This is a genomic window from Pseudodesulfovibrio sp. 5S69, from assembly GCF_037094465.1.
Taxonomy (GTDB): Bacteria; Desulfobacterota; Desulfovibrionia; order Desulfovibrionales; family Desulfovibrionaceae; genus Pseudodesulfovibrio; species Pseudodesulfovibrio methanolicus.
The window spans coordinates 2,554,021-2,573,675 of the sequence record NZ_CP146609.1; the positions used below are offsets into that span (position 1 = coordinate 2,554,021).

The 19,655-nt window shown below is 61.3% G+C and carries 16 protein-coding genes; 10 read left to right on the forward strand and 6 right to left on the reverse strand.

Going from position 1 to position 19,655, the window contains the following annotated elements; genetic code table 11:
* Nucleotides 1–4: 4 nt before the first annotated feature.
* The 4 genes from V8V93_RS12145 to V8V93_RS12160 all read right to left on the reverse strand — a co-directional run bounded on the left by V8V93_RS12145 (nt 5) and on the right by V8V93_RS12160 (nt 4,542).
* Nucleotides 5–2,092 carry a tetratricopeptide repeat protein gene (locus V8V93_RS12145; RefSeq protein ID WP_338666860.1) on the reverse strand — a complete coding sequence of 696 codons (2,088 nt, stop codon included), beginning with the start codon at nt 2,090–2,092 and terminating at the stop codon, nt 5–7.
* 480 nt (nt 2,093–2,572) lie between these two features.
* Nucleotides 2,573–2,851, reverse strand: a complete 279-nt coding sequence (locus V8V93_RS12150) for a transcriptional regulator (protein WP_338666861.1) — start codon at nt 2,849–2,851, stop codon at nt 2,573–2,575.
* A gap of 24 nt (nt 2,852–2,875) precedes the next feature.
* A complete protein-coding gene (gene folK / locus V8V93_RS12155) occupies nt 2,876–3,349 on the reverse strand; it encodes a 2-amino-4-hydroxy-6-hydroxymethyldihydropteridine diphosphokinase (RefSeq protein ID WP_338666862.1) in 474 nt (157 codons plus the stop codon).
* 26 nt (nt 3,350–3,375) lie between these two features.
* A complete protein-coding gene (locus V8V93_RS12160) occupies nt 3,376–4,542 on the reverse strand; it encodes an LL-diaminopimelate aminotransferase (protein WP_338666863.1) in 1,167 nt (388 codons plus the stop codon).
* Between the two features lie 207 nt (nt 4,543–4,749).
* Here V8V93_RS12160 and xerD point away from each other — a divergent pair, with 207 nt between their 5' ends.
* The 10 genes from xerD to V8V93_RS12210 all read left to right on the forward strand — a co-directional run bounded on the left by xerD (nt 4,750) and on the right by V8V93_RS12210 (nt 16,964).
* Entirely contained in the window at nt 4,750–5,673 is a 924-nt protein-coding gene (xerD, locus tag V8V93_RS12165; protein WP_338666864.1) for a site-specific tyrosine recombinase XerD, read from the forward strand.
* Nucleotides 5,674–5,698: 25 nt separating this feature from the next.
* Entirely contained in the window at nt 5,699–8,386 is a 2,688-nt protein-coding gene (locus tag V8V93_RS12170; RefSeq protein WP_338666865.1) for a CBS domain-containing protein, read from the forward strand.
* A gap of 127 nt (nt 8,387–8,513) precedes the next feature.
* Entirely contained in the window at nt 8,514–9,002 is a 489-nt protein-coding gene (locus V8V93_RS12175; protein WP_338666866.1) for an HIT family protein, read from the forward strand.
* A gap of 10 nt (nt 9,003–9,012) precedes the next feature.
* Nucleotides 9,013–9,372, forward strand: a complete 360-nt coding sequence (locus V8V93_RS12180) for a DUF1049 domain-containing protein (protein WP_338666867.1) — start codon at nt 9,013–9,015, stop codon at nt 9,370–9,372.
* Nucleotides 9,373–9,380: 8 nt separating this feature from the next.
* Nucleotides 9,381–10,526 carry a tetratricopeptide repeat protein gene (locus V8V93_RS12185; RefSeq protein WP_338666868.1) on the forward strand — a complete coding sequence of 382 codons (1,146 nt, stop codon included), beginning with the start codon at nt 9,381–9,383 and terminating at the stop codon, nt 10,524–10,526.
* Nucleotides 10,527–10,571: 45 nt separating this feature from the next.
* On the forward strand, nt 10,572–13,178 hold the full coding sequence (gene mutS, locus V8V93_RS12190; protein ID WP_338670187.1) for a DNA mismatch repair protein MutS: 2,607 nt from the start codon (nt 10,572–10,574) through the stop codon (nt 13,176–13,178).
* 3 nt (nt 13,179–13,181) lie between these two features.
* Nucleotides 13,182–13,628: a hypothetical protein gene (locus tag V8V93_RS12195; RefSeq protein WP_338666869.1), complete on the forward strand. Its 447-nt coding sequence runs from the start codon at nt 13,182–13,184 to the stop codon at nt 13,626–13,628.
* An 88-nt stretch (nt 13,629–13,716) separates the two neighbouring features.
* Nucleotides 13,717–14,955: a diaminopimelate decarboxylase gene (gene lysA / locus V8V93_RS12200; protein WP_338666870.1), complete on the forward strand. Its 1,239-nt coding sequence runs from the start codon at nt 13,717–13,719 to the stop codon at nt 14,953–14,955.
* Nucleotides 14,956–15,003: 48 nt separating this feature from the next.
* A complete protein-coding gene (locus V8V93_RS12205; RefSeq protein ID WP_338666871.1) occupies nt 15,004–15,744 on the forward strand; it encodes an RsmE family RNA methyltransferase in 741 nt (246 codons plus the stop codon).
* Entirely contained in the window at nt 15,741–16,964 is a 1,224-nt protein-coding gene (locus tag V8V93_RS12210; protein ID WP_338666872.1) for a replication-associated recombination protein A, read from the forward strand. Before V8V93_RS12205 ends, V8V93_RS12210 begins: the two co-directional genes overlap by 4 nt.
* A 68-nt stretch (nt 16,965–17,032) precedes the next feature.
* Here the strand turns inward: V8V93_RS12210 and V8V93_RS12215 are convergent, their stop codons facing one another.
* On the reverse strand, nt 17,033–18,304 hold the full coding sequence (locus V8V93_RS12215; RefSeq protein WP_338666873.1) for a CgeB family protein: 1,272 nt from the start codon (nt 18,302–18,304) through the stop codon (nt 17,033–17,035).
* A 2-nt stretch (nt 18,305–18,306) separates the two neighbouring features.
* Complete coding sequence (locus tag V8V93_RS12220) at nt 18,307–19,557, reverse strand: glycosyltransferase family 9 protein (protein WP_338666874.1); 1,251 nt, start codon at nt 19,555–19,557, stop codon at nt 18,307–18,309.
* Nucleotides 19,558–19,655: the final 98 nt, after the last annotated feature.

Consider the following 19,655-nt stretch of genomic DNA (forward strand, 5'->3'; position numbering starts at 1 on the left):
TTTTCTAGAACGGGTAAACGAGTGAACTCTTGGTCTCGTCCTTTTCCGAGCCCATTTTCTTGTCGATGGCATTGATGCGCGCCTGAGCGGCCACGCGCTGCTCCTTGCGGGAGGCGTTGCGCACCACGGTGCCGAGCAACCGCTTGGCGGTCTCGTATTTGCCCCGTTTTTCGTAGATCAGTGAGGCGCGGTACATGGCGGTCAGGCACCAGATGTTTTCCTGGGGATACTGCCATGCCAATTTAAGGTAATAATCCAAAGCCTTGTCAGGGTTGCGCATGGCCTGTTCCCCCTCACCGAGCCAGAACAGGGTTTCGGCCTGCAGGGCCGTGGTCATGGTCGCCCTGGCGTCCCACATGGCGAGCAATTCCTTCTGCGCGGTCTCGTATTCCCGGCGCTGCTGGTAGAGCAGGGCCATGCGCAGGCGGGTCATCACCGGCACGGGCTCGCCGGTCTTGGTCATTTCCTGGTAGGTTTCGAGCGCTTTGCCCTGATGACCGGCATCGAGTTCCAGGCGGGTCTTGATGTCCAGCCAGGCCATCCGCAATTCGGGAGGCAGGGCGGGTTCGTCGATGCGGTTCAGGTAAAAGGCCCCGAGTTGCAGGTTCTTGGCCCTGACCGCATCGTCGGCCAGGTAGATCAGGCTGCGGATGCCGAAGGAGGAATCGTCGAACAGGTAGGCGGCCCGCTTGGCCAGATTCGTGGACGGCTTGGTCTCGAAGCGCTGCTGCCAGTAGGCCAGGAGAAGCAACCTATCCAGGGGGTACTCGGCCGACAGATCCTGCAGCTTGTCTGCCGGGGCGGCGGCCCAGAAGGGGGCCTCGGTTTCGGGATGGATGTTCTCGCCAGCAGCTCCGGAAAGGGCGGCCAGAACCGGATACAGGGCAAAGGCCTGGGCCGGTTTTTCGGGTAATATTTTATTCAAGTCATCCTTGAAGGAAAGCACCCCGGCCAGCCTCAGGCAGATGGGGAGCGTCTTTTTATCTATTGAATTCCATACAGTTGAAGCAATTTGCGCGTTGCCGTTGGAGAGGGACAGCGCAAGCTTGAAGTTGCGCAGCAGCGTCGCGGTCTGTTCGGAGATGAGCATGGACCCGAGTTCGTTGTCGATGGCTTTTTCCGCTTCCTCCGGGGCCATGGTCAGGATGTTGTTGCGGAACTTGGTCCAGGCTGCGGAGTCGGGGTTGCCCAGGAACCAGTCGCTGCGGGACTTGGAATAGGGGGCCAGGACGTTGCCCGCCCAGAAAGCGTGCGCCTTGAGGTAGTTGCCTTTAAGGAATACATCAAGTTTTTTCGGCGTGTTGCCGCTGTTGAGGAAGTATAGTACCGCGGTCCAGAACGTGCGGACCGTCTCGTTGGAAAGCTGGGAGACATAGCCCGTGGCCTCTTCGAATTTTTCCAGGGAAACTGCGGCCATGGCCCGTGCGATCAATTGCGTGTCGGCGGGCTGCAACAGGGGCGCGGGTACCGCAGTAACGGCGGTATTTTTCCCTGAAGCTCCACCAGCAGGCAACATATTGGGATTCATGATGAAATAAACATTATTCCAGAAGCCGTTCTCCCAAACTTTGCGTCCAACGACCATAATCATGTCCAGGGCTTCCTTCTGGGAATCCCGGGAAAGGGTGTGGTTGGCCAGATAGGACCAGTACATCTTGAGCCAGACGTCGTGCCAGATGGTTTCCAGGGCGGGTTCCCCCTTGAAGCGGGCGCGGATCTCGTCGTCGGACAGGAATTTGGTCGCCTGGGTATACCAGAGCACGGCCTTGGTCAGGTCGCCGAGACCCCGGTGAGCCTGGCCCCCCAGCCACAGCCGGTCGGCCTCGTCCTTGCCGGTGAAGGCCGGTGTCATTTCAATGATTTCAAGTGCTTTGGCAGGAGAATTGAGATTCAGGTAAACCTGGGCACGCTTGAGAACGGCCTCGGGCGTGTCCGCAGCGGACTCCTGGGCATACTCCTTTTCCAGGCGGTCCCAAGCTCGGTAGTGTTCAAGCCATTGCTGAAAGGACTGTTTTTCTGCCGCCTGGGCAGGGGTCAGTCCGGCCAGGGCCAGAAAAACGGTCAGAAGCGAAAACGCGATGCGTGATTTCATTTTTCCTCAAATCAGCCGTAACGGCTTTTTGTCTGTTTGCGATGGGGTCTCCTTACCAGCCGTGAAAAGAATGCTCAATGGGCAGCGAGGTCGATTCTTTATCCGGACTTTCAATCGACCATGTCGAAGGTCGAAGGGGTGAAACCGGGAAGGGCGAATCATCAGGGTGTCGATCCGGCCTGTTTCGGTCTCCCTTTGTTAAAAGTTTACATAATTTACATTATGAGACAAATATATAACCACTCGAAAGAGTGGAATAAAATCCTTCAAGTCACCAATCCTTGCTGAACAAGTCGTCGCCTACTGGTGGCTTGCCGATGGCCGGATTATGAATGACCTGCGGAAAATTCCCTGTGCCGCGTTTTGAAGATTTTATCGATACGGGCTTCATCTCGAGGAAGGAAATGTCTCTCGCTCGAACTGAGGGCGAAAAAAAAGGCCCTGAGTCGGGCCTTTGTCCTATCGGAATGGCTGGTCTGCCTATTCTTCGTCTTTCTTAGGGATCGAGGCGCCGATCCGCTTCAAGTATTTGTCCCGGCATTCGTAGGAACAGAATACGTGGACCTTGTCCCCTTCCCGGACGCGGATGTCGCCGTCCTTGTCTACGTAGGTTCCGCACGACGGGTCCTTGACCATTTCGCCGGAGGCAACCTTTTGCTTGAAGGATTTGTCGTTTTGCATGTCCTTCTTGCGCTTGTCGCCCATGAAGAGCTTGTAGACCAGAAACAATGCCGCGGCGATGACCAGGAATTTAAGCATGGGTAGCCTCGTTGGTTGGTTGTATCAGGAGTCCTGCCAGAGCTTGCGCCCTTCCTGCCGGTAGTCGATGGCGGCAAGGGCCTCGTCCACGGTGGTTCCGTCCGGGAAGACGAAGTCCGGGGCAATCTCCTTGAGTGGCACGAGCACGAACGCCCTGTCCTTGGCACGCGGATGCGGCAGGGTCAGGAAGTCCATGTCCATGACGGTGTCGCCCCAGGCGATGATATCCATGTCCAGCGGCCTGGGGCCGCCGGGCACGGCCCGGGTGCGGCCCATCTTGGCCTCGATGGCCGTGCAGGTGGACAGGAAGCCCGGAGGCGACCAGATTTCGGCGTCGATCTCAAGCTGGATTACCTGGTTGGTGAACCACGGCTGATCCTTTATCTCCCCCTGAGGCTCGGTCTCGTAGTATTCCGAGACCTTTTTCAGGCGGATGTCGTCGCCGTAGTCCTCAAGCAGGACCAGGGCCTCGTGGAGGTTTTCTTCAGTGTCTCCCACGTTCGAGCCGAGGCTCACGTAGCAGATCACAGTTTCGAAATTCTGGATACGGCCTCCTCAAGTTTGTCGTTGTTCACGGTCAGGGAAATGCGGAAGTACCCTTCCCCGGGTGTGCCAAAACCGTTGCCGGGGGTCAGGACGACGCCGGTCTTCATGAGCACGTTGGTCACGAATTCCGCGGACTTGTACCCTTCCGGTACGTTGCACCACAGGTAGAAGGAGGCGTCCGGCACACGGTGCTTGATGCCGATCTTGGTCAGGGCGGCGCTGACCACGTCCCGGCGCTCCTTGTAGATGGTCCGGAAGCTCTCGGCAAAGGGCTCGCCCTCGCGCAGGGCGGCGATGCCCGCCTCCTGGACGGCCTGGAAGATGCCGGAGTCCACATTTTCCTTGATCTTGCCCAGACCTGCGACAAGGCTCTTGTTGCCCACGGCCATGCCGATGCGCCAGCCGGTCATGTTGTAGGTCTTGGACAGGGAGTGGAACTCGATGCAGACGTCTTTGGCTCCCTCGCATTCCATGATGGAGAGGGGCTTGTTGTCCGGATCGTAGTAAATTTCGGTGTAGGCCGCGTCGGAGACCACGATGACGTTGAACTCCTTGGCCTTCTCGATGAGCTTCTCGTAAAAGGGCTTGGTCGCCGTGGCCGCGGTCGGGTTGTTCGGGTAGCAGACGAAGATCATCTTGGCCTTGGCCCAGGTCTCGTCGGCGATGGCATCCAAGTCTACGAGGAAGTCGTTTTCCTCGAGCAGGGGCAGATATTCCACCCTTCCCCCGGCGAACTCGGTGGCGACGCCGTAGACCGGGTAGTTCGGCGTGGCTACCAGGACGGTGTCGCCGGGATTGACGTAGGCCAGCGGGAAATGGGCGATGCCCTCCTTGGAGCCGATCAGGCTGACCACCTCGGTCTCGGGATCAAGGTCCACGTTGAAACGCTGCTTGTACCAGTCGGCCACGGCCTGGCGGTAGGCCAGCATGCCGACGTAGTCGGGATAGCGGTGGTTCTTCGGCTTTTTGGCGCTTTCGTACAGCGCCTCAATGATGAACTCCGGGGTGGGCAGGTCGGGGTCGCCGATGCCCAGGCTTATGATATCCATGCCCTTTTTGGCGACTTCGGCCTTGGCCTTGTCGATGGCGGCAAACAGGTACGGAGGCAGCGCCGAGAGGCGGTCGGCCAACTTGAATTCAGACATGTATGGTCTCTCCTTGCAATCCGATATTGAAGCACTTTCATAATGGGGGCATGACCCTGTGTCAATCCGAACCATTGCGCTTTGATCCTCACCTTGGTAGCAAGGATGAAGGCAGCCGTGCTTGGTTTCCATGCAGTGTGGCAGATACCCTTTCCCTGTGGATATTATCCAATACTTTAATAGTATCAAAGCGGTCCGGCAGTGATCATGGCGCGCCCCGACAAAGAAAAAAACATCAATGAGTACAGCCACCCGTGGGTGGACAGGTATCTTGAGCACCTGCTGATCGAAAAGGGGCTGTCCGAGAACAGCCTGACCGGCTACGCCAATGACCTGGGGTCACTCCTCGCCTTTCTGGAAGACAAGTCCTTTGCCCTGAAGGACCTGACGGACAAGACTCTGTTTCTCTACCTGACCCATCTGCGGGCGCGGGGTCTGAAGAGTCGGTCCCTGGCCCGGCATCTCTCTTCCCTGCGCGGGTTCTTCGCCTTTGCCGTGGGCGAAAAATGGTATAAGGAGGACCCGGGCCAGCTCCTGGAGAACCCCAAACTGCCGCGCAAGCTCCCGGAATTCCTCAGCCGCGAGGAGGTTTCCCGCGTTCTCGCCCTGCCCGACACCTCCACCCCGCTCGGCATGCGCGACAAGGTCATGCTGGAACTGCTCTACGCGGCGGGCCTGCGGGTCTCCGAGCTCATCGGCATGAAGGTTCTGGACTATGACCCGCAGGTGGGCATGCTCAAGGTTTTCGGCAAGGGATCCAAGGATCGGCTCATCCCCATTCATTACACGGCCCAGGACTACCTGAACCGCTACCTGGAGTTCACCCGGCCCGGCTTCAAGCCGCGCGAGGACTGCATGTTCCTGAACCGCTCGGGCAAGGGGCTGACCCGCCAGGGCGTGTGGAAGCTGATCAAGAAATACGCCGAGGCGGCGGGCATAAAGCGGTCCATCTCGCCACACACCTTCCGCCACTCCTTTGCCACCCACCTGCTCGAAGGCGGCGCGGACCTGCGCACCGTGCAGATTCTCCTGGGGCACGCGGACATCAGCGCCACCGAAATCTACACCCACATCGAGGCCAACCGGCTCAAGACCCTGCACCGGAAGTTCCACCCGCGATCAACCATGTGATCATCGCAACAACGTAGAATACAAAATGAAAAATAAACAGGAAAAGATACAGGCCCCGACCGTGATCACGGCCCACGCCAACGCGGATTTCGATGCCCTGGGGGCCATGGTCGCGGCCAGCAAGCTCTATCCCGACGCGGTGCTCATCTTTCCCGGCAGTCAGGAGTCCAGCCTGCGCAATTTTTTCATTGAGAGCACCACGTATCTCTTCAATTTCAAGGCATTCAAGGACATCGAACCCGAATCGGTGAAGCTGCTGGTGGTCGTGGACACCCGTCAACGCTCGCGGATTCCCCACGTCCGGCCCGTGCTGGACAACGAGGGGCTGCGCATACACCTCTACGATCACCATCCGGACAGCGACGAGGACCTGCCCGCAGAAAAGAGCGTGGTCCGGGACTGGGGTTCCACCACGACCATCATTGTGCACGAGATCAGGGAGCGCGGCCTGACCTTGAACACGGAAGAGGCCACCCTGCTCGGTATCGGCATCTACGAGGACACCGGCTCCTTCGGTTTCAACACGACCACGCCGCAGGACTTCGAGGCTGCGGGCTGGCTCAAGGCCCAGGGCATGGACATCGAGGTCATCACCGACCTGTTGTCTCACGAACTATCCGCCGAACAGGTCACCTATCTCGGCGAATTGTTCAAGAATGCCAATACCTATGATATCCACGGCGTGGACGTGGTCATCACCGAGATGTCCACGGACAAGTTCGTGCCGGACTTCGCCCTGCTGGTCCACAAGCTCATGGACATGGAGAAGATCAAGGTCGTCTTCGCCCTGGGGCGCATGGCCGACCGCATCCACCTGGTGGCCCGATCCAAGAACCCGGACGTCAACGTGGGCCGCATCTGCGCCTCCCTGGGCGGCGGCGGGCACGACGCGGCGGCCTCGGCCACGGTCAAGGATCGCACCCTGGCCGAGGTGCGCGACGATCTCTTCGCCCTGTTCTACTCCCAGATCAATCCGCAGATCGTGGTGGATTCCCTCATGTCCCGCCCGCCCGTTGTCATCGAGGGCGACAAGACCATGGCCGACGCCGTGGAGCTGATGAGCCGCTACGGGCTTAAGGACGTGCCCGTGGTGGAAAAGGACAGCATGCGATGCATCGGCATAATCGGCCATCAAATCGCGGACAAGGCCATCTCCCACCACCTGGGCGACGTGGGCCTGAGTGAATACATGACCCGTACCTTCGAGACCGTGGAGGCCAAGACCGATCTCTACCGGGTCATGGAGATCATCCTGAGCAACCGCCAGCGCATGCTGCCCGTGGTGGAGAACGGCGAACTGATCGGAGTCATCACCCGCACGGACCTCATGAACATGCTTATCGAGGAGCCCGCGCGCATCCCGGATTCCCTCATGCCGGGTCACCGCAGGGAGCGGAACATCGCCTCCCAGGTCAAGAACCGGTTGCCCCAGCGCATGCTCGAACTGCTCAAGGAGGCAGGCGAACTGGGCGCGGAAACGGGCTGGGAGGTCTACGCCGTGGGCGGGTTCGTGCGCGATATTCTGCTCGGGCGGCCCAACCTCGACCTGGACCTGGTGGTCGAAGGCGACGGCATCACCTTTGCCAAGCGCTTTGCGGCCAAGCTCGGCGGCCGGGTCAAGGCGCACTCCAAGTTCAAGACCGCCGTGGTCATCCTGGACGACGGCCAACGGGTGGACGTGGCCACCGCCCGGTTGGAATATTACGAATACCCCGCCGCCCTGCCCACGGTGGAGCTCTCGTCCATCAAGATGGATCTGTACCGCCGCGATTTCACGGTCAACGCCCTGGCCCTGCGCATCAATCCGGGCCGCTACGGCCAACTGGTGGACTTTTTCGGAGCGGAGCGGGACATCCGCAACCGGACCATCCGCGTGCTCCATTCCCTGAGCTTTGTGGAGGACCCCACCCGCATTCTCCGGGCCATCCGCTTCGAGCGGCGCTTCGACTTCCAGATTGGCGGCCAGACCATGCGGCTGATCAAGAACGCACTCAGCCTCAAGCTGTTCAGCAAGCTCTCCGGCACCCGAGTCATGCACGAACTGCAATTGATCATGAACGAGGAGGACCCCCTGTCCTGCCTGCTGCGCATGCAGGAGCTGGGCATCATGGAGGCCATCCACCCCCTGCTCTCCCTGGACAAGGAGCGCGTCCAGGTCCTGACCGAGCTGGTCAAGGTCCACAACTGGTACAAGCTCCTGTACCTGGACCCGGCGGTGGTTCCGTGGAAGCTTTACATCCTGGGCATGACCGCGGGCATCAAGCGGGACGAGATAAACAAGGTGACCAAGCGTCTCCATTTCACTCAACGGGAGGAACGGGAATTCTTTCAACTGCGGGACATGATCGGCGAGGCGCTCATGAAGCTCATGGGCTGGAAGGAAGGGCGCTCTCGTCTGAGCCGGTTGTACAAGATCCTCCACCCCATCCCGGTGGAGGGAATCCTGTTCCTCATGGCGCGCAGCCGCAAGGAGTACATCAGGAGAAATATATCTCAGTATCTTGCTAGGTTGCAGTATGTCGAGATTGAAGTGAACGGGAAGGACCTCAAGAACATCGGCATCGAACCAGGTCCGATCTATACTATTATTCTGGACAGGCTTATGACGGCCAAGATCGACGGGCGCGCGGAAACGCGCCACGAACAATTGAATCTGGCGAAAAAATTGAATAAGGAACTGTCGGCGAGCCGAAACGACGGGAACGAAGACTAGACGTTTTCCCCTCTTGCCCTCGACAGGCAAGCCGTGTAGAAAATCAAGATGTTGGTTAGTATGCGCCGACGTTCCCGGCCGGTGTGGAAGAACCGCAACCGGTTTGAAAATCAAATGGAAGTGGATCATGGATGTTTTGTGGGCGCCCTGGCGTCTTGAATATATTCTCGGACCCAAGCCGGAGGAGTGCGTGTTCTGCATTCCCGAGCACACGGACGAGGACGAGGAGCGGTGCATCCTCGCCCGTGGCGAGCATTGTTTCGTGATCATGAACAAGTTCCCGTACAACAACGGACATCTCATGGTCACCCCCTACCGTCATGTGAGCCACCTGACGGACCTGACTCTGGAAGAGTCCAATGACTGCATGTTGTGGATCAGGCGGAGCATCCGGATTCTGGAAGACGCCTTCCATCCCCACGGGGTGAACATGGGACTCAATCTGGGCGAAGCGGCCGGCTCCGGCATCGCCCAGCACATGCATTTTCAGATTGTTCCCCGCTGGAACGGGGACGCTTCGTTTATGGCCGTCTTCGGCGAGACCACGGTCATCCCCGAACACCTTCACTCAACCTACAGCCGCCTCAAGCCGCTGTTCGATGCAATCACCGCTTAAGGAGAACCGCATGCGTTTTATCAAGGTCCTGTTTCTGTTGGCACTTTTCGTTTTTTCCATCCTGTTCTTCAGCCAGAACAACGATGTCCTTCTACAGAACCTGACACTGATTCTCGATATACCCTACGTGGCCACGCTGCATTCCATCCCCCTGCCCTTCGGCGTCCTGATCCTGACCGCCTTCGTTGCCGGTTGCCTGCTGACCATAATCTACTTCGCGGTCGACAAGTTCCGCGGCGCCTCCAAGCTCAAGGAATGCCGTACCCGCATGGCCAGCCTGGAGCAGGAGCTCAATTCCCTGCGCAACATGCCCATCAGCGAGGATGCTTCCTTCAGCTCCACCGAGACCAAGGAAGAGGATAGCCTCTAGGCAACGTCATGGGCTGGAACATCTTCAACCGCAAAAAGGCGCAGAGCGTTCTCCTGGACCGGGTCCGCATGTCGGGCAACGGCGAGTCTCCTCCCGTGCAGGATACCCGCGCGGCCATCGAAGAGCTCAGCAAGGTCGTCCAGAACGACCCCGAAGCGGTTGAAATCTACCTCGCGCTCGGCAGCCTCTACCGTTCCCAAGGCGAAATCGAGCGCGCCATCCAGATCAGAAACAGCCTTATCGTCAGGCCGGGCCTGGACCGCGAGTTCAAGGCCCGGGCCTGGTTCGAGTTGGGCCGGGACTTCCGACGCGCCGGGTTCCTGGACCGTGCGGAGAAGGCCTTTCACGAGGCCCGCTCCCTGGGGCAGGACCCCATCTCCATCCATAGAGAGATGGCCCGGCTCACGGCCGAGCGCGGCGACTATGAAAAGGCCGCCGAATCCTACGGCCAACTCGACCTGCCTTTGCCCCAGGCCCACTACCTGGTCCGCCTGGCCAAGGACCGCTTCGCCGAAGGCAACGCATCCCAAGGCAGCCGAGCCCTGCGCCACGCCATCCGGGCCTATCCCGGCTCGGTGGAGGCATGGCTTGAGCAGATGACCCAGGCCTACAAGGCGGGCAACGCGGGCAAGGTCGGCGACGTCTTGGCCCAGGCCTTGGACCATGTGGCGCCGGAGCTGCGCTTCGTCCTGTTCGAAGGGCTGCTCCTGGCCTTGGAGCAGGCGGAAAAGGCCCGGGTCAACTCGTTTGGCGAGGAGACCGAGTGGTCCAAGGCATGCCCGGATGAAAAGATCGTTGAGGTGGTGGTGCCCATCATCGAGACCCAGGACCCGGACGTCCTGCTGCTCTATTACGGGGCCATGCTCCTGCTGCGGGTCGAGGACACGGATAATGCCCGCTCCTGGCTCGAGAAGGCCCTCATGCTCGACGCCGATTTCTGGCAGGCCCGCCTTGAATTGTTCGATCTCTCCAGGGCCGACCAGACCCTGACGCCCTTCTTCAAGGAACAGCTTTCCTTTTTCCTCGGCCGGGCTCGGCGGGTCCGGCGGTTCTTCTGCCGCCACTGCGGCCTGAAGCGCGACCAGATATTCTTCAACTGCCCGCGCTGCCATAGCTGGCATTCCATTGCCTTTCGAACCGACATCACCGAATAAAGACCCCGCATCGACGATCTCGTGGCACAAAAGAAACTGACTCCCATGCTCGAGCAGTACCTCCGCTTCAAGGAGGAGCATCCGGGCTGCCTGCTGTTTTTCCGCATGGGCGACTTCTACGAACTGTTTTTCGAAGACGCCGAGGTCGTGTCCCCCGCGGTCCAGATCGCCTTGACCAGCCGCAATCCCAACGACGAAAATCCCATACCCATGTGCGGCATGCCCCACCACTCGGTGGAGCCCTACCTGAGCCAGTTGCTCGACAAGGGCTACAAGATCGCCATCTGTGATCAGATAGAAGATCCCAAGGAGGCCAAGGGGTTGGTCAAGCGTGATGTGACCCGCGTGCTCACGCCCGGCACCGTGGTCGAGGACTCCAACCTCAAGTCCAAGGCCAACAACTACCTGGGCGCGTTCTACTGGGACAGCGCCAAGGACGCGGGCGGCATCGCTTGGCTCGACTTTTCCACGGGCCAGTGGTCCGGCCTGTACAGCCGCAAGGAGCCCGAGCTGTGGCAGTGGATGGTCAAGATCAACCCGAGCGAACTGCTGCTGCCCCAAGGCGTCAAGGTCCCGCCCCAGTTCGGTGACTTGTCGGGCCAGGTCACGGGCGTGGCCCCCGGCACCTTCTTCGACCTGGCCGGGGCGCGCAACCGCATTCTGGAAGCCCAGCACGCGGCCGACCTGGACAGCCTCGGCCTGACAGGGAAGAACGAGCTGGTCCGGGCCTGCGGCGCCCTGCTCACCTACCTGGATCAGACCCAGAAGGGCGAGTTCGGCCATTTGGGCGAGTTCAAGCCGCTGAACCTCGGCAAGCACCTTCTCCTGGACGAGGTCACCGAGCGCAATCTTGAAATTTTCCGACGGCTCGACGGTCGGACCGGGCTCGGCACCCTGTGGCAGGTTATGGACAAGACCATGACGCCTATGGGCGGCCGCCTGCTCGAAGCCCGCCTGCGCCAGCCGTGGCGCAACCTCTCGCCCATCGAGAAGACCCAGGAGTGCGTAGCCTTCCTGTTCCAGCGTGACCGGCTGCGCGCAGACATCCGCCACGGCCTGGATTCGGTCTACGACCTGGAACGCCTCTCCACCCGCATCTTCCTGGGCCGGGCCAACCCCAAGGATTTCATCGCCCTGCGCCGCAGCCTGTCCCAACTCCCCCTGCTCCGCACTCTGTTGAGCGGGGAGAACCTGAACGCGGCCCCGGAGCTCAAGCGCATCGCGGGCAAGTGGGACGCCATGGACGACCTGTGCTCCCTGCTCGACGCCGCCCTGGTGGACAGCCCCCCGCCCGCAATCACCGACGGAGGCCTGTTCCGCAAGGGATACGATCCGGTGCTCGACGAACTCATCGAGCTCAACGAGCACGGCGAGGACCGGCTCAAGGCCCTGCACCAGGAGGAGTTGGCCAAAAACGACATCCCCAAGCTGAAGCTCGGCTTCAACAAGGTCTTCGGTTACTATTTCGAGGTCTCCAAGGCGTACAAGGGGCAGGTCCCGGAACATTTCATTCGCCGCCAGACCCTGGTCAACAGCGAGCGCTACATCACCCCGGAACTCAAAGAGATGGAGGACCGGATCATCTCCGCATCCGAAGAGCGCAAGAGCCTGGAATACAAACTTTTCCAGGAATTACGTGAGCGCCTGGCCAAGGCCCGCTCCCGGTTCCTGTTCATGGCCGACGTGGTTGCCTCCCTGGACTACTGGCAGGGATTGGCCGAGGCCGCTCGGGTCAACGAATGGACCCGCCCCACCCTGCACGATGGGCTGGAGATCGAGATCGAGCAGGGGCGGCACCCGGTGGTCGAGGCAGCCATGGGCGCGTCCAACTACATCCCCGGCGACCTGCGCATGGATGCGAGCCGCCGCATCCTGCTCATCACCGGCCCGAACATGGCCGGTAAGTCCACGGTGCTCCGCCAGGTGGCCATCATGACCATCATGGCCCAGATCGGCTCCTTCGTACCGGCCACCAACGCCCGCATCGGCTTGGCGGACCGCGTTTTTTCCCGCGTGGGGGCCTCGGACAACCTGGCCCAGGGGCACTCCACGTTCATGGTCGAGATGACCGAGACCGCGCGCATCCTCCGGCAGGCCACCCGGCGCAGCCTGGTCATCCTGGACGAGATCGGGCGCGGCACCAGCACCTACGACGGCCTGTCCCTGGCCTGGGCCGTGGTCGAGGAACTGTCCAGCCGCGCGGGCGGTTCGGTGCGCACCCTGTTTGCCACTCACTACCATGAGCTGACCAGCCTGGAAGGCAAGATCGAGGGACTGCGCAACCTGAACATCGCGGTCAAGGAGTGGAAAGGGGATATCGTGTTTTTACGAAGGCTTGTCCCCGGCCCGGCCGACCGCAGCTACGGCATCGAAGTGGCCCGGCTGGCGGGCGTGCCCCGCCCCGTGGTCGAGCGCGCCCGGGAAATCCTTGCGAAACTCGAAGAAAAATCGCAGGATAACCAGGCTGGTGGAGCCGTGGACCGTGCCTCGCAGACCCTGCTGCCCGGCTTCGGCGCGCCGCCCATCAAGGTGGACCGCGAGCTGTGCGAACACCCGATCATCACCCAGCTCACGGACCTGGACGTGGACGGCATGACCCCCATCCAGGCGCTGATGCTGCTCAATCAGTGGAAGGACATGATCAAGGACTGACCCATGCGCAAATCCGTTGTCGTCACCACCCTGCTCCTTTTCGCCCTGGCTGTGCTGGCAGGCTGTGCTCTGGGTCGCAAGCAGTGGCCCGAGGCCTCCCGGAGCCAGGACCGGTTCACCCTGAAACTTATGGACGGCGAGCGCATCGACGACTGTCTCGTCCTGCAGGTCGCCGTGTCGGGCGCGGTGGAACGGTTGTGGCGCGCCAGCGTGCTCTACGAGGCCGTGGGCGACGAAGAGGGCCAAGGCTGCGTGGGCTGTCCGTTCGTTCCCCGGACGGCGCAGCATTTCACCCGCGGCCAGGACGGGTTCGACCTGCAGGGCAATGTCCTGAGGTTGAGCATCTGCGGGCTTGAGCCCGGCGTCGAGTACCGGTTCCGGGTGTCCGGCAAGAGTGAAATTCCGACCATGGCCATGCAGTACACCGACGTGTACATGTCCGAGCCCTGAGTCCGCTTTTATATTTGAAAAGTATTGGATGATATCGTTTCATAAGGCGTATTGATCCCCATACATCTTTATCAGGAGATCGAACCATATGCATCATTTCGAACATCGGGACGGCGTGCTGTTTGCCGAAGAGGTGAGCGTCACCGAGCTGGCCAAGCAGTACGGCACTCCGCTTTATATTTATTCCACAGCGACCTTCAAGCGCCATTTCAAGGCCTTTGATTCCGCCTTCGACGACCTGGACCATCTGACTTGCTTCTCGGTCAAGGCCAACTCCAACCTGTCCGTGCTCAAGATGCTGGCCCAGGAAGGTGCGGGCATGGACATCGTGTCCGGCGGTGAGCTCTACCGTGCCCTGCAGGCCGGAGTGGACCCCAGCCGCATCGTCTATTCCGGCGTTGGCAAGCGCGACTCCGAGATCCGCGATGCCTTGGAAGCCCGCATCCTCATGTTCAACGTGGAGTCCCTGGCCGAGTTGGAAAGGATCAACCAGGTGGCCGGGGAGATGAACACCACCGCGCGCGTCAGCTTCCGCATCAACCCGGACGTGGACCCGCAGACTCACCCGTACATTTCCACCGGCATGCAGAAGAACAAGTTCGGCCTGGACATCGACCTGTCCATGGAAGCCTACAAGCGGGCCGCCGAACTCGAGAACATCGAGCCCGTGGGCATGGATTGCCACATCGGCTCCCAGTTGACCAGCCTGGACCCGTTCCTGGAGGCCCTGGACAAGCTTCTGGCCTTTCACGTCCGGCTCAAGGATCTCGGCATCGAGATCAAATACCTGGACCTGGGCGGCGGCCTGGGCATCCCTTACAACGAAGAGGAGCCGCCCCACCCTGCCGAGTTCGGCAAGGCGCTCAGCGACAAGCTCAAGGGGTTGCAGCTCAAGGTCATCCTGGAGCCGGGCCGGGTCATCGCGGGCAACGCGGGCATTCTGGTCACCGAGGTGGTCTACACCAAGTCCAACCCGACCAAGAATTTTCTGATCGTGGACGCAGGCATGAACGACTTGATCCGGCCGAGCCTGTACGGCTCCTACCACCGTATCGAGGAAGTGGAGCAAAAGGGCCGCGCCCCCAAGGTCTATGACGTGGTTGGCCCCATCTGCGAGTCCGGCGACTTCCTGGCCCGCGACCGCGAGTTGCCCGCCGTGGAACAGGGCGAGCGGCTGGTCTGCTACTCCGCCGGGGCCTACGGCTTCACCATGTCCTCGAACTACAACTCCAGGCCGCGCGCCTGCGAGTTGCTGGTAGACGGCGACAAGGTCATTGTCGCCCGCCGGCGAGAGACATATGACGATCTCATAATGAACGAACTCTAGCTCAACCGGGCCGGGGGTTCGCTCCCGGCCTTTTTTTCGGGTCTCGACATGGCGCGACTGAACACTTTCCATCTCCCCCCCGACCAGTGGCCCGCCTCTGCGGGCGACGTGGTTTGCCTGACCGGACCCGAGGCCCGGCACATGGGCACCATCCTGCGCACGGAAAAGGCGCAGACGGTCCGGCTCTTCGACGGACAGGGGCGCGACGGGTTGTTCACGGTTCGCGACATCGCCAGGAACCGGGCTGACCTTGAGGCCGTGGAACTGGCCGAATATCCTGCTCCCGAAGGCGGTTTGACCTTGGCCATCGGTTGGGGAAAGTCCAAGCGTCGGGAGTATTTGCTGGAAAAAATCGTTGAACTCCAGGGCAGCGGCGTGATCTTCTGGCAGGCCGCACGCAGCCAGGGCGCCCTGCCCAAGGCCCCCAAGGCGACCTGGAACGAGAAATTCATCCAGGCGGCCAAGCAGTGCGGGGCGGTCCGCCTGCCCGAACTCGGGACCGTGTCGGGCGGCGTGGACGGGCTCCGGTCCATGGCCGGGGAGTTCGATCGTTGCTACCTGGCCTGGGAGGCCGAGGAGGCCACCACGCCCCTGTCGCCGGACATGCTTTCCAAAGGACGCATTCTTGTAGTAATCGGACCGGAAGGCGGATTCGACCCGGCCGAGGCGGACGCGCTGATCAGCGCCGGGTTCGCCCCGGTGACGCTCGGGCCCTCCATCCTGCGCTGGGAGACCGCCGCCGTGTATTGCTTGAGTCTCGCCATGTTCGGCGCACAGGACAGGTCATGAAGCTTGAAATAGAAGAAAGCCAACCGCTTGCCGACAGGATTCGTCCGACCACCATGGACGATTTCGTGGGCCAGAGCCACATCCGCAATCGGATCGAAGCCTTTGCCCAGTCCAAGCGCATGCCCAGCCTTCTGCTCTTCGGCCCGCCCGGCTGCGGCAAGTCCACCCTGGCCCTGCTCCTGGCCCAGCTGACGGGCAAGAAATACTTGCGGGTCAGTGCGCCCGAGGCCGGCCTGACCGCCCTGCGCAAGATGCTGCCCGGTCAGGAAATCCTCATCCTCGACGAGTTGCATCGCTTCTCCAAGGCTCAGCAGGATTTCTTCCTACCCATTTTGGAGAGCGGGGAGATTACCCTGCTGGCGACCACCACGGAGAATCCCTCGTTCAGCGTCACCCGGCAACTGCTCTCCCGGCTGCATGTCCTGCGCCTGCGCCAGCTCAGCCGCGAGGAGTTGGTGGGCGTGTCCCACCGCGGGGCCCAGGAACTCGGCGTGGAGCTCGAGGAGGAAAGCCACAAGATGCTCGCGGCCATGGCCGGGGGCGATGCCCGCACCTTGCTGAATTTGCTGGAATACACTGCGGAATTGCCCAAGGACAGGCGGTGTCCGGAGTGTTTGCGCGAGTCCCTGCCCGAGATCGTGGTCCGGGGCGACCGTGACGGCGACTCCCACTACGAGTTGGTCTCGGCCATGATCAAGTCCATCCGGGGCTCGGACCCGGACGCAGCCCTGTACTACCTGGCCTGCCTGCTGGAGAGCGGCGAGGACCCGCGCTTCGTCACCCGGCGGCTGATCATCTCGGCCACGGAGGATGTGGGGCTCGGCGACCCGTTCGCCCTGAACCAGGCCGTGGCCTGCCACCAGGCCGTGGAGGCCATCGGCATGCCCGAAGGGCTCATCCCCATGGCCCAGACCGCCGTGTATCTCGCCCTGGCGCCCAAGAGCAATTCCACTTATGCCGCCTACCGCACCGCCCAGAAGGAGGTCCGGGAGAACGGCACCCGGGCCGTGCCTCTGCACCTGCGCAACGCCACCAGCTCCCTGCAACGGGAATGGGGCTACGGGCGCGGCTACCTCTATCCCCACAACTTCCCCAAGGGATGGGCGGATCAGGACTATCTGCCGAGCGAACTGCTGGGCCGCAAATTCTATCATTCCAAAGACCAGGGCGAGGAGCCCCGGCTTAACGCCTGGCTGCGGCAATTCAAGAAACAACGATAATTTGCCTAATAAAAAAGCCTGATTGGAATTTCAATCAGGCTTTTTCTTCATGAGGAACTTTATCTTTTTCAGGGCCGTTTCTTGTACAATTTCCGCCATTCGTCCAGAAAGAGGATGGCCGTGTCCAGGTCATCCAGCTTCCCCCGCTGCTGGCGGACCGCCCAAACGAGGTCTTCGAAGGCCACATCCTCGGGCAGCCCCAGTCGGGCCAGAAGCGAGCGGATGTCCGCCTGCAGTTCGGGCGGGAAGTCCTGCCCGAAGACCGGGGAGGCGTCCCGCAGCCTGGGCCAGCCCGGAATCCGTTCGGCCGTGAATTCAAGCAGGGTGCGCATGCGCTGCGCATAGGTGTGGTCCTTGAGCGCCCGGGCGCGCGCCCGGTCGGCAAAGGCTTGGCGCTCCTTGGGCTGGGAGGAGAAATATTCAATTTTTTCGGAAAGCTCTTCGATGGACGAGAAAGTCGCCAGCTCATCTTCCGTGAACGCCTCGTCCATGAGGGTGCGTTTGTCCACCAGTTGAAACGCCCCGCAGGCGGCCAGCTCGAAGGTGCGCGGATTGACGAAGTCGCCGAAAGTGACCAGCTTGTCGGCCTGGATGGACGAGTGAAGGTTCAGGTTGATGGTGGTGGCGTTGAAGATCTTCACGCATTCCTCAGGGGTTACGCGTGCGCCCTTGAGTTGGAGGAGCGGTTCGAGCACATGGTCGCCCTCCCACTCCGTGCCCCAAATCTTGAAGTCGTGATTGATCAGCTCGTGGAAGGCCTTGCGCCGGTTGGGATAGCCCGCGCCCATGAACGAGATCTCGGAGCCGAATTTGCGCCGTTCCACCGGGCTCAACTCCGTGGGCCGGTGGAAATTCGGTTGGGCGGCCAGGGGCAGATACAGGGCGTTGGGTTGGCCGATGGCCGCAAGGTCCTCGAAGAATTGTCCTTTCTGGATCACGGCAAAGACGTCGTACAGGGGCGCGAAGGACTTCCAGTAGGTGAACAGGTCGCGGTCCTCCACGAACCACATGGCCGTGGCCACCCCGTCGCGCCTGAGCCGTTTCAGGGCCTGGGGATTGAGCGGGGCCTGGGCCATGGCCAGGACCAGGTCCGGCTCGAAGGTCTCGACTTTGGCCAGGACGGCCTGGCTGACCACGTTCAGGAAGGAATTCTGTAAATAATCCAGCCGGTCCGTGGTCACCTTGAGGTCGTTCATGGCGGTGTAGGCCGGATAGAAGTCCGGGGCTTCGAAGACCTCGGTCAGGTGCCCTTCCTGCCCGAGGGCCGAAGCCACGTAGCGGCCGATGGGTAGGGAACCGCCGTAGAGCGGCAACACGACGAGAATGCGCAACGTTTCCATAATCAATCCTGTGCCTTCGAAGGCTTTTCAGCGGTCATCCAATCCTTATCCCGGTAGAGTTGCCCGGCAAAGGCCTGTTCCAGCCGGTCGAAGCGCGGCTCCGCGCCGCTCAGGTGGTGGAGAAGAAAATTGCGCAGCACGGCCCGCCTGGGCGCGTCCGCGTCGGTTCCGGCAAAGGGAACGTAGGTCTGGCCCAGGCCGTCGAAGGCGGTGTGCAGGGCCAGGAGCCCTTCGGGGACGTGTTCCGCCTTGCCTGTGACCAGGAAACGGCGAAATCCCGGGTCCACGAATCCGTTCAGGCATTGGACGTTTTCCTGGCACGGCGAGGTTTCCAGGCACGGCAGGCAGTTGGTCACGGCCTGGTAGACCGTGTGCCCGAGGCCGTAGGGGCCGGTCTCGAAGCACCAAGCCGAGGACAGGAAAAAGGCGGCCACCGGCGTGCCCAGGTGGGCGGCCAGGTGCATGGTCCCCGTGTCCGGGGTGATCAGCAGGTCCAGGCCGCCGACGACGTCCACGAGCTGTGTCCAATCCGTCCGGCCCGCCAGGTTCTCGGTCACGGCTTGCAGGTTCGCAGGCAACTCCTTGATCACGGCCTGCCCTGCGGCGCCTTCGGTCTTCCCGCCCAAAAGGACGATACGCCTCGCCTTGCGCGAACCCGCCAAGGTGGCCGTGATCTGCGCAAGGAGCGCGGCGGGCAGGGAGCGCCGGGATTCGCGCCCGGCCAGGACCACGCCGATGCCGCCGCCCTTGGAGGTGGCCTCGGGGTTGATCGCGGGCGCGGGGAGCATGTCCGGGCAGTACGCGCCCCAGAAGTCCACCAGGTTCATGCCCAACCGGCGGAACCCGGACCAGCGCATGGCCATGGCCGGCCACCGGCCGGTTATCTCCTGGCCGTTGCGCCATGCGTATCCTTCCACCCTTTCGGGGTCGAACAAGGCGGCCAGTCGGAAATTCAGGCCTGAGAAATTGAGGTTGTAAACGGCCTCGAAGTCCAGGGCCGCCAACTCGGCGAAGGCGCTTCGGTTGTCCAGGAGCATCCTGAGTGAGGCCTGGGCGTCGCTCAACCCCGTGCCGTGGGCCGTGATCGGGTGCAGGACCACATCCGGGTAGACCAGCCGGGCCAGGGGGGCCAGGGAAGCGTCCAGGCACAGGTGGACCAAGGACTGGGGGCGTGCCGCGAGGGTTCGGATCAGCCGTTTGGTCTGGATCAGGTCCCCGAACCGGGCGAGTTGTATGACGAGGTAATTCTTCATGTTGTGTTGCGCGTGTCAAAACACTAGCGTAATTCCAATGATTCTTGCAAGAACCGGGCAATTTCCCATTTTACATGTTTGCGAGCATTGGTTATCAA

What these genes read in the sequence shown, in the direction of transcription:
- V8V93_RS12145 (WP_338666860.1), bottom strand. Translation starts at nt 2,092, where the DNA reads ATGAAATCACGCATCGCGTTTTCGCTTCTGACCGTTTTTCTGGCCCTG.
- V8V93_RS12150 (WP_338666861.1), bottom strand. Translation starts at nt 2,851, where the DNA reads ATGCTTAAATTCCTGGTCATCGCCGCGGCATTGTTTCTGGTCTACAAG.
- V8V93_RS12160 (WP_338666863.1), bottom strand. Translation starts at nt 4,542, where the DNA reads ATGTCTGAATTCAAGTTGGCCGACCGCCTCTCGGCGCTGCCTCCGTAC.
- xerD (WP_338666864.1), top strand. Translation starts at nt 4,750, where the DNA reads ATGGCGCGCCCCGACAAAGAAAAAAACATCAATGAGTACAGCCACCCG.
- V8V93_RS12170 (WP_338666865.1), top strand. Translation starts at nt 5,699, where the DNA reads ATGAAAAATAAACAGGAAAAGATACAGGCCCCGACCGTGATCACGGCC.
- V8V93_RS12175 (WP_338666866.1), top strand. Translation starts at nt 8,514, where the DNA reads ATGGATGTTTTGTGGGCGCCCTGGCGTCTTGAATATATTCTCGGACCC.
- V8V93_RS12180 (WP_338666867.1), top strand. Translation starts at nt 9,013, where the DNA reads ATGCGTTTTATCAAGGTCCTGTTTCTGTTGGCACTTTTCGTTTTTTCC.
- V8V93_RS12185 (WP_338666868.1), top strand. Translation starts at nt 9,381, where the DNA reads ATGGGCTGGAACATCTTCAACCGCAAAAAGGCGCAGAGCGTTCTCCTG.
- mutS (WP_338670187.1), top strand. Translation starts at nt 10,572, where the DNA reads ATGCTCGAGCAGTACCTCCGCTTCAAGGAGGAGCATCCGGGCTGCCTG.
- V8V93_RS12195 (WP_338666869.1), top strand. Translation starts at nt 13,182, where the DNA reads ATGCGCAAATCCGTTGTCGTCACCACCCTGCTCCTTTTCGCCCTGGCT.
- lysA (WP_338666870.1), top strand. Translation starts at nt 13,717, where the DNA reads ATGCATCATTTCGAACATCGGGACGGCGTGCTGTTTGCCGAAGAGGTG.
- V8V93_RS12205 (WP_338666871.1), top strand. Translation starts at nt 15,004, where the DNA reads ATGGCGCGACTGAACACTTTCCATCTCCCCCCCGACCAGTGGCCCGCC.
- V8V93_RS12210 (WP_338666872.1), top strand. Translation starts at nt 15,741, where the DNA reads ATGAAGCTTGAAATAGAAGAAAGCCAACCGCTTGCCGACAGGATTCGT.
- V8V93_RS12215 (WP_338666873.1), bottom strand. Translation starts at nt 18,304, where the DNA reads ATGGAAACGTTGCGCATTCTCGTCGTGTTGCCGCTCTACGGCGGTTCC.
- V8V93_RS12220 (WP_338666874.1), bottom strand. Translation starts at nt 19,557, where the DNA reads ATGAAGAATTACCTCGTCATACAACTCGCCCGGTTCGGGGACCTGATC.